Source organism: Candidatus Ozemobacteraceae bacterium, assembly GCA_035373905.1.
Lineage (GTDB): Bacteria > Muiribacteriota > Ozemobacteria > Ozemobacterales > Ozemobacteraceae > MWAR01.
In genome coordinates this window covers 1-9,022 of record DAOSOK010000074.1, presented here as the reverse complement: position 1 = coordinate 9,022, position 9,022 = coordinate 1, and the positions used below count along the sequence as shown (strand labels likewise).

The following is a 9,022-nucleotide window of genomic DNA, read 5'->3' as shown; positions in this document are numbered from 1 at the left end:
CAAACTCAAGATCATGGCTCTTCATGAGACAAAGTACGCTTTAGTCGGATGAACCAAAAGGTGTTCGTCGATTACGCGGGCAGGACAATTCCTGTGATGATCGGTTCCGAGGGCGAGATCCGGGAAGCGCAGGTGTTCGTCGGTGTCCTGGGGGCCAGTAACTATACATTTGCAGAGGCGACCTGGAGCCAGAGCCTGCCGGACTGGTTGGGAAGCCATGTCCGAATGTTCGAGTTCTTTCAAGGTGTCCCGGAAATCGTTGTCCCTGATAACCTGAAATCCGGCGTCACCAGCCCATGCCGGTATGATCCCGATCGGAACCGGAGTTATGCGGAGCTGGCCGGGCATTACCATGTCGCCGTCGTTCCCGCGCGGATCAAACATCCCAGGGATAAGGCGAAGGTAGAAGTGGGGGTCCAGGTCGTTCAGCGCTGGATTCTGGCACGTTTGCGGAAGCGGGTGTTCTTCTGTCTCGAAGAAGTGAACCAGGCAATCCGGGAACTGCTCGTCAGCCTGAATGACCGCCTCCTGAAGAAGTTCCCCGGAAGCCGCCGGGATCTCTTCGAGCGGCTTGACAGGCCGGCGCTGAAGCCGCTGCCGATCGATCGCTATGAGTTTGCCGGCTGGCACCGGCAGACCGTCAGCATGGATTACACGATCGAGGCGGGCGGAAACAGGTATAGCGTTCACTATGGCTTAATCGGAAAGCAGGTGGATGTCCGCACCACGACGGGCACCATCGAAGTGTTCTTTCGTGGAAACCGTGTAACCAGCCATCCCAGGCTGGCGGAGACCGGGAAGGTATCCCGCCTGGACTGTCATATGCCGCCGAACCACCGGGCCTGGTCGGATCGAAGTCCCGAAACCATGATTCAATGGGCCGAAGAGCAAGGTGTCGGGGTGGCACAGCTCGTGAAGAAGATTCTGTCGCGAAACGAACATCCGGAAATCCTTTTGCGACAGGCCGAAGGGGTCAGAGCTCTGCTTCGCCAGTATGGAGCCGGCGCCGTGGAGGAGGCCTGCCTGATGGCTCTTCAATTCAACCATGCCTCATTCAAGTTTCTCAAAACGTGGCTCCGCCGGCGTGGCGGTCGTCATTCCACGCCAGGCTTCGGCAAGGCCCCGAGTATTCGGCATGAGAACATTCGCGGTTCAAGCTTCTTCTCCGGGGAGGGTCAGCCATGTTGAACCATGCAACGCGAGACAAACTGCTGAACCTGAAGCTCATCGGAATGGCACGGGGCTGGGAGCACCAGACAGCGGATCCAGGCTTCGCCTCGCTTTCCTTCGACGAGCGTCTGGGATTGCTGGTGGACGCCGAGGTGACGGAGCAGGCCAATCGCCGTCTGGTCACCCGCCTGAAAACCGCGCAGTTACGCCAGAGTGCGACGCTGGAGGATATGAACTGGCGATCAGCCAGAGGACTCGATCGGAGCGCCGTCATGGCCCTGGCAGACGGCGAGTGGATACGACGGCATCAGAACGTCCTGGTCACCGGCCCGACGGGGGCAGGAAAAAGCTATCTGGCCTGCGCTCTCGGGCATTCAGCCTGCCGTAACGGCCTCACCGTTCGATACTGGCGCCTTCCGCGCCTGTGGGATGAGTTCTACCTCGCCCGCCTGGAAAACCGCTGGGGAAGATTCCTGACAAGCCTGAGCCGCTTCGATCTGCTGATTCTCGACGATCTTGGCATGTGCGCCATGACAGATCAGAGCCGGCAGGACCTGCTCGAGCTTCTGGATGATCGCTATGACCGACGAGCGACGATCATCGTCAGCCAGATCCCTTTCGCAAACTGGCACGAGGCTATCGGTGAGCCCACCATGGCCGACGCTATACTGGATCGCTTGGTTCACACCTCACATAAAATCACGATGAAGGGAGACTCGATGCGGAAAACGACGAAAAACAACACCATGTCGGCCACCACCACCGAAAATACGTGATGGGATTCGGGGCACGGCAATCAGTGGCCGACTTGACCGGACGGCGTGGCCGACTTGACCGGATTACACAGGAAAGGACTCCTTTTCTTTTACGCCCCACCCTGCAGATTCTGCACACCTGTTTTCCGGAACAGGCAGATAAAGCAAACCGGGAGGTAGCTGCTACCTCCCGGTGATTCGGAGAAAACTGGATTGAAGGCCGTCAGCGGACGGTTTGTGTTTCCGAGAACGTCAGCAACTCCTTGCACTCCCGGCCGAGCGGGGATTTCGCCAGCACGCCGTTGCGACGGAACTCGTCAGCGACGGCGCGGGCAAGTTCGGGGTCTGAGGGAAGTTTTCGAACAATCGGAAGGAGCTCCTTCCGGAGGGCTTCTTCCCGGCCCACCAGATAGTCGTAGAAGTTTTCAGGTTTGTACCGGATCTTTTCGACGATGTTCTGCTTGTTGACATGTAACGCCGTTACGAGCTTTTCATACTCTTTCAGCTCGATGCATCCGTTTTTTCCGAAGAACCAGGTGCGCTCGTAGGCTCCATCCTCTTCAGGGGCGTAGAAGTATTTTTTCTCGAACCGGAGCTTCAGCACACCCTTCCCGTTGAACGCCGGAAAGCGAAGTTCCGAAGCCGCTTTGACGGCAACCGGCGTTCCGTCGCGTTCGACCGACATGCGATCGGGCACGGCAGGCCGGCCGAGGCAGTCGGTGAACCGAACGGAAAGCCCATCTCCACGAGCTTCCATCGCGACCCGCAGATGGTGAGGGAAAGCGAGTCCCTGGTAGAAAAACTGGACCGGAAACGCCCGCAGACGGGGCCCGTAAAAACTATCTTCTATATAATCACGATGATTTTTCCCGAACGTCTCGTAATAGAGGACGACGTCTTTCCCCTTCAGGCGCGCCGTTCCGACGATGTTCACCCCGTGCACGCCGAGCGGCGACGACAGCTTGTCGTTCAGGAATCGCATCGTGTGCTGGGCGAACAGGATGCCGTATCGTTCCAGACCTAGCCTGATCGTCTTCACGTCACCGCGGTGGTGGTCGAACACCGGGTAAAACGGCTTGTCCATGCCGAACCCCTCGGCGGGAAGCGGATACCGGACGCCCTTGCGGATCGGGTCCGGGACATCCTTCGGCAGAGGGATCGAGGAAACGATGTAGGCGAAATGCTTCGGGGAATAGGCGATCTTCTCGCCGGTCACGCGGTCTTTGCCGGTGAATAGCTTCCAGGAGTAAGGGGTCGAGGGAACCGAATAGTAGAGCGACTCGATCAGACGGGGGTTCATTCCGTACTCGAGCGTGCCGTTCACGAACGAGACGTATTTCCCGATCGGCAGGCCGAGAACGGATTTCCACCAGTCGCTCGCCATGCTGACCGCGTAGGAGATGCACTTCGAGGAGCCGGTGCGGCGGCCCAGGGCGCCGGCGAGGCCTTCCTGCTCCGTGTAGACCTTTCGCTCCTCCTGGGTTTTCGGGGGAATGCACTCGAGGTGATCGATGAGATACACGTCCTCGAGATCGGAAATCTCGACGGGCACTCCCGCGGAATGGTCGGGCTTGACAGGAATGAGCTCGGCAAGCTGAGGCAGGGCGTTGGCATCCGGCGCTTTTTCCCAATCGGCGCGGGAAAGGCGGAAGATCGGCTTCAGGTCTTTGTCCCAGGCGGGCCAGGAGAGAATCGTGGAGCCGTCCGGGCTGACCTGGAAGAAGCCGCCGATCTCCTGCTCGCTCATGAGCAGCGGCACGAGAACCTTTACCGGCCGCCCCTCGAGCAGCACCTGCCGGGGTTCGTTCAGGACGGGATACTTCCGGAGAATGCCCTGGAGATCGGCCTGATAATCGGAAATGTTCCCAAGGGGTCGAGCGAAATCGGATTTCGAGCCGAGAATGCTTGCCACTTCTCTGCGCACAGTGTCGACAGCAGCCTTTTCACCGGTCGTCATGGCGAATGCAGCCGCTCCGAGAATGAGGGTGAACACGAGTATGTGAACCACGGAGTGACGGAGCTTCATCGAAAACCTCCCTGGCATTGAATCTATATTTAATCCATATCATGAAACTCCCCTGCCAAGCCACACCAACATTTGCATGGACCCGGGCACATCGCCATCCTTACCCTCCGTCAACGAGCTGCTAGGGGCGGTTTTCAAATCCGCCCCTAGCACGCAACCGCGACAAACGGGTTCGATACGTATATATGATGCAATATTAAAATTTTTCCCCTGAGAGGATGCGATGAATCATGAGGCGGTCGATCTGCAGCTGGTCTTCGGGCCTTCCCGGAATCGACATGACCTGCCGGAGCAACTGAACGGCCTCGTCGCGGCGCTCCATCGCCGCGAGCGTGGCGGCAGCCATGCGAATCATGTAGTGCGGCGCGTCGACGAAGTTGCTTGCCTGGTAAAACGCGTTCAGGGCTTTCGGCAGATCGCGAGTCGGGCCGTGCCTTCCACCATGATTCAGGCAGTAGATCCCGATCTGTTGCCAGAGTTCCATGCGATGCGGGTTCTGCTTCAGGGCCTTTTCGATGAGTTCGACGGCTTCGGCATGGCGGCCTTCGAACTCGTCGAGCAGGTAGGCCCTCAGCAGGAAGGCGTCGATGAACGTCGGGTCGAGAACCGGGATCAGTTCGAGCGCATACGTGACCCGGTGCCAGAGGCCGGCATGCGAATCCGCATCCATCTGAATCCAGAGCAGGTTCGCCGCGAGTTCGGCAAACCCGAGCTGGCGAAGGAGGATGACGAGGCCGGGCGAGACGCTCGGGTCCCCGGCATCATGCGCGTGACCGGCATGATCGTGGTGGGTATGAGGGTGATGTTCGTGGCCGGCATGGTGCTCGTGCTCCTCATCATCTGCATGAGCCGTTCCGGAGGTTTGTTCATCGCACTGACCATGGTCGATTGTCGCCGCGAAGTGAAGGTCGGGCTGTTCATCGTGAACCTTGAGATGATGCCCTTCCGAGGCGCCGTTCGGCTCGATGGTGAAGTATGCGCCGGCGCGGTCCCGGATTTCTTCCATCTCCTCCAGAGTGGACGCGGCTTTCGCCTCCCGCCAGTATTGTTCGATGAAGCAGTGCCGCGAAAAGACCACGGCGATAAGGGCGAAGATGAACAGGGCAAGATGCTTGTTCATGCGCTCCCCCTCACAGATCTTTTTTTCTGAACGCCCAGGATCCCGCCACCAGGAGGAAAAACAGGTAACACGCCGCATACCCGCCCGCCCAGAGAGCGAACGAGGGGGAGATGGCGAAGTCTTTCAATATTTTATGCTTTATATTGAAATACCCGAAATTCGGAACGATCCAGTAGACGACGTCGACCAGCCAGCTCAGGAGGGGAATCCCGGCTTCGATCGCGAGATGCTGCACATGCTGGGCCATGTTCCCGAGCAGGACGAAGAAGATCGAGAGCGAGAAGCAGACGATGAGCGAGTCGGCCAGCGAGAAGAGGAGTACCATCGCCGTCATGATCGCAAACTCAAACAGCATGAACAGGGCGACCCAGTGAAAGCCGGTCCAGAGCACACCGTATTTCAGGAACAGCAGGCCGATCAGGATGCCCAGCATGACCAGGACGTTGACGATCGCGGCGAGCAGGGTTCCCAGAAATTTGCCGGTATAGAGTTCCCACCGCCCCATCGGAAGGGTCAGGACCGCGTAGACGGTCTTGCGCTGGATCTCGTCGCGCAGGGTGGTCGAGCCGATGAAAAGGGCGATCAGGAAGCCAAACAGCGAGATGATCGACAGGCCGATATCCTGGATCATGCGGTATTCCAAGGTCGGCGTCGTCGAGAAGTGGCCGAAGAGATTGAACAGCCCAAGCGAGATGCAGACGAACACGAGATGGACTGTCAGCATCTTGTGGCGGGCAACATCGAGAAAGGTATCCCATGCGATCAATCGGACGCGCGACAGCATGTTATGCGTTCCCTCCCGTGACAACGGAATCCCGACCGGTAAGCACCCGGACAAACAGCTGATCGAGCGTCAGCGTTACGGGCGTCACTTCCGCCAGCGTTGCGTCTGCGGCTAGAATGGCCCGAATCAGCTCGCGAAGGGCCGTCGGATCGTCGAGGATGAACTCCGCCGTATCGGCACCCTCCAGGCGATGGGCCAAGCTGGACCGGGCCGCCACAAACGTTGTCGCGGCAGCCACATCGGAGAACCGGGCCACAACCTTCGTCCTGGATGTCCGAAGCAGCTTCTCGAGAGAGTCGCCGAGGATGATCCGCCCACGGTCCATGATGCTGACCCGATCGCAGACATCGGCGAGAATCCCGGCGGCGTGTGAATTCACGAGCACGGCGATATTCTGCTTTTTGAGCGAGACGAGCAGTTCCTTGAGCATCACCTGGCCGCACGGATCGAGGCCGCTGAACGGCTCGTCGAGGAAGATCAGGCGGGCCTGCCGTATCAGCAGGCGTGCGATGTCGGCCCGCTGCCGCATCCCCTTCGAACACTCGACCAGCAGCCGATCCCGGGATTCCCACATCCCGACGCGGCGCAGATACTCCTCGATCAGGGGCTCACCGTCGGACAGTCCGCTCAACCGGGCATGAAACCGGACGTATTCATGCACCGTCAGATGGTCCGGATGCTGGATCGCCTCGGGCAGGAATCCGACGCCCACCCGCGACGCCGCCGACGGGACGGAAGCGCCGAACATGCGCGCCGATCCCGACGTGATGGATGTCAGTCCGAGCAGCATCTTCATCGTCGTCGTCTTGCCGGCGCCGTTCGGCCCGAGCAGACCCATGATCTCCCCTTCGTGAAGCGTCAGAGAAACTCGGTCGACGATCGTTTCCTTCTTCCACCAGCCGACGAGTTTCGTGATTTCCTCGGCGACGACCAGTTCGCGCATGTTCGCTCCCTCCGTATCTCAGGCATGGTTTTCGACGGCGCTCTCCGCCGTCACAGATCTTCACCACACGACGGTTTTCCGCACCGCCGGTTGCTGCCACAGCAGGTCTGGCCGGTCCGCTCGAGAGAGCAATCGCCGCCGGAACCGCAGGGTCCAGAAGACGCGGCCTGTTTCAGGATGAACCCCGTCCCACCCGAAATCAGGCGCCGCAACGCTCCGCCGCAGGAGGGACAGACCGTTTCTGGCGCATCTTTCATCGCATGCTGCATTTCATGAGTGTGCCCGCACGACTCGCACAGATATTCATACGTAGGCATATATGTATATTCCTTCGGTCAGAACCGGCCCGTCGAGAGCAATACGAGCGTGCAGGCGTCGATCGCCTCTTTGCCAGCGGTCCGAAGCCGTTCGGTCAGCGTCGGATTCTCCGCGCCGGGATTGAAGATGACGCGGCGGGCTGAGCTCTGAAGAATCTCTTCTTCGATATTTTTCTGATTCGCCGCCGAGAGATATATCGTGATCGTGTCTATCGGCTCTTGAATCGAACGTATGCCGGGAAAGACGGCAAACTCCCCCACCGTCTTCAGGCTCGGATGGACCGGAAACGGCACGTGCCCCTTTTCCTTCAGCATCATGACGGCCTTGTAGCTGTACCGATCGGGCTTGTTGCTGGCCCCAACAACGGCGACATTCATAGTTTTGTATCCCCCTTCATGGTGATGATATTCGGACAAGTGCTTCAGACTATACACGAGGGTTCACCCCGACACATCACGATCACGGTTTTCGCCCGCCCGGCGATGATGAGAGCGCGAGGTATGCCTCGGCGGCGGCACGGTTCACCGAATCCGATGCCGGCCTGCGGATCTGCCAGCCGGACGAGGCCGCGATCGTATTCTCAATTTCTGCTACAACCTGGGCGCGGAACAACAGCGGCGGGTCTCGGCGGAGAAACGCCACCGCATCGGGAATCGCCCCCCGCCCGCGCGTCCGAAAATCGGCACCGATGCGCTCGACGACAGCCGGCCAGTCGCTCGTTGCAGCAGAGTGGGGTTCGACGGCTGTCGCTGATTCGCCCGAGACTGCCGGCTCACGAGGGTACGGAGGCGGTGTCGAATCGGAGCGCTGTCCATCGACCGGCACGGTCAGCAGGAAGAGCAGACACGCGGCGGTCGCAAGGCCGGTAAAGGGAATCCCGCTTCGCCACGCAATTCCCGGCAGCCTGGTCCTGGTGAGAACCGCCAGGAGAAACACGAGGCAGTGAGCCAGACCGATCGTCTGGTTTGGCGGGAGATCGAACCGGTAAGAGACCAGGATTCCGCCGAAGGTCACCAGGCAGGCGATCGAGGCGGAGAGCACGAGCACTCCCGCAAGCCGGTGGTACAGGACAAGGGCGGCTCCGGGCGCGACGACCAGGTAGCAGAAGATCAGCAGCACTCCGGCAATTTTCGATGCAGCCGCCACAACGGCACCCAGGGCAACGAAAAATGCGAACTCCATCACCCGCACCCGGATACCCAGCACCTGCGCCGCGTCGGGGTCGAGAAAGGCGTAGACGGTGGGTCTGATGCTCGCCAGGAGCCAGGCTGCGCACGGCAGCAGAACGGCCATGATGAGCCACAGATCATGGGGCGAGGCGAACAGCAGGCTGCCCAACAGCAGGTTCTTAACTTTTTCGAGCCCGAACCCGCTTTTCGCCACCAGCACGATACTGCCGGCCGAAAATGCCACGAACAGCACGCCGAGGAAGGTATCGCGCGGCAGATTCAGCCATCGTTCGAACGGCAGGCCGAGGAGAATGACCACCAGCATCGCCGTCAGAAGCGCGCCAACGAACGTGGGCCACCCCAGGAGCAGACCCAGAGCAATGCCGCAGGCCGCGGCTTCGGACAGGGTCACCCCGATGAACACCACGCGCTTGAGAACGACAAACACGCCGAACAGGGCACCCGTCGCCGCGATCAGCAGACCAACCGGCAGGGCCGTGCCATAGATCTCTAGAACGGTCGAAATCATCGAGGAAAGGGATTCAGACATCCGCCCTCACCTCCGGATCTTCGAGGTGCATCTCACGCCAGGAAATCATGCGCGCCATTCCCCTGTTCACCCGGCACACCTCATCGGTCAGATTCCGAACAAGGTCGAGGCCGTGCTGGGCGAACAAGACAGTTTTGGCTCTTCGCTATTCGGCGTGGGTAGGGTAGAATCAACGATCCATCGTCTC

The 9,022-nt window shown here is 59.7% G+C and carries 9 protein-coding genes; 2 read left to right on the top strand and 7 right to left on the bottom strand.

What is annotated here, in order from left to right:
• Positions 1–48 precede the first annotated feature (48 nt).
• Together istA and istB are read left to right on the top strand one after the other, a co-directional pair.
• The gene (istA, locus tag PLU72_20105; GenBank protein HOT30488.1) at positions 49–1,188 is read left to right on the top strand and encodes an IS21 family transposase; all 1,140 of its coding nucleotides are present in this window, start codon (positions 49–51) and stop codon (positions 1,186–1,188) included.
• The gene (istB, locus tag PLU72_20100) at positions 1,182–1,946 is read left to right on the top strand and encodes an IS21-like element helper ATPase IstB (GenBank protein ID HOT30487.1); all 765 of its coding nucleotides are present in this window, start codon (positions 1,182–1,184) and stop codon (positions 1,944–1,946) included. Before istA ends, istB begins: the two co-directional genes overlap by 7 nt.
• Before the next feature lie 202 nt (positions 1,947–2,148).
• Here istB and PLU72_20095 read toward each other — a convergent pair whose 3' ends face one another.
• The 7 genes from PLU72_20095 to PLU72_20065 form a co-directional block, all read right to left on the bottom strand.
• The gene (locus PLU72_20095) at positions 2,149–3,951 is read right to left on the bottom strand and encodes a hypothetical protein (protein ID HOT30486.1); all 1,803 of its coding nucleotides are present in this window, start codon (positions 3,949–3,951) and stop codon (positions 2,149–2,151) included.
• 196 nt (positions 3,952–4,147) lie between these two features.
• On the bottom strand, positions 4,148–5,071 hold the full coding sequence (locus tag PLU72_20090) for a hypothetical protein (GenBank protein HOT30485.1): 924 nt from the start codon (positions 5,069–5,071) through the stop codon (positions 4,148–4,150).
• A gap of 10 nt (positions 5,072–5,081) precedes the next feature.
• Positions 5,082–5,855 (bottom strand): ABC transporter permease subunit, encoded by a 774-nt coding sequence (locus PLU72_20085; protein HOT30484.1) that lies wholly within the window; start codon positions 5,853–5,855, stop codon positions 5,082–5,084.
• Between the two features lies 1 nt (position 5,856).
• Positions 5,857–6,798, bottom strand: coding sequence for an ABC transporter ATP-binding protein (locus PLU72_20080; GenBank protein ID HOT30483.1), 942 nt, complete (start codon positions 6,796–6,798; stop codon positions 5,857–5,859).
• A gap of 50 nt (positions 6,799–6,848) precedes the next feature.
• Complete coding sequence (locus PLU72_20075; protein HOT30482.1) at positions 6,849–7,115, bottom strand: zinc ribbon domain-containing protein; 267 nt, start codon at positions 7,113–7,115, stop codon at positions 6,849–6,851.
• Between the two features lie 18 nt (positions 7,116–7,133).
• Positions 7,134–7,493, bottom strand: coding sequence for a CoA-binding protein (locus tag PLU72_20070; protein HOT30481.1), 360 nt, complete (start codon positions 7,491–7,493; stop codon positions 7,134–7,136).
• 82 nt (positions 7,494–7,575) lie between these two features.
• Positions 7,576–8,835 carry a metal ABC transporter permease gene (locus PLU72_20065; GenBank protein ID HOT30480.1) on the bottom strand — a complete coding sequence of 420 codons (1,260 nt, stop codon included), beginning with the start codon at positions 8,833–8,835 and terminating at the stop codon, positions 7,576–7,578.
• Between the last annotated feature and the right edge of the window lie 187 nt (positions 8,836–9,022).

Bases quoted from the DNA above. Each gene is read 5' to 3' on its own strand.
- istA (HOT30488.1), top strand. From the start codon at position 49: ATGAACCAAAAGGTGTTCGTCGATTACGCGGGCAGGACAATTCCTGTG.
- istB (HOT30487.1), top strand. From the start codon at position 1,182: ATGTTGAACCATGCAACGCGAGACAAACTGCTGAACCTGAAGCTCATC.
- PLU72_20095 (HOT30486.1), bottom strand. From the start codon at position 3,951: ATGAAGCTCCGTCACTCCGTGGTTCACATACTCGTGTTCACCCTCATT.
- PLU72_20090 (HOT30485.1), bottom strand. From the start codon at position 5,071: ATGAACAAGCATCTTGCCCTGTTCATCTTCGCCCTTATCGCCGTGGTC.
- PLU72_20085 (HOT30484.1), bottom strand. From the start codon at position 5,855: ATGCTGTCGCGCGTCCGATTGATCGCATGGGATACCTTTCTCGATGTT.
- PLU72_20080 (HOT30483.1), bottom strand. From the start codon at position 6,798: ATGCGCGAACTGGTCGTCGCCGAGGAAATCACGAAACTCGTCGGCTGG.
- PLU72_20075 (HOT30482.1), bottom strand. From the start codon at position 7,115: ATGCCTACGTATGAATATCTGTGCGAGTCGTGCGGGCACACTCATGAA.
- PLU72_20070 (HOT30481.1), bottom strand. From the start codon at position 7,493: ATGAATGTCGCCGTTGTTGGGGCCAGCAACAAGCCCGATCGGTACAGC.
- PLU72_20065 (HOT30480.1), bottom strand. From the start codon at position 8,835: ATGTCTGAATCCCTTTCCTCGATGATTTCGACCGTTCTAGAGATCTAT.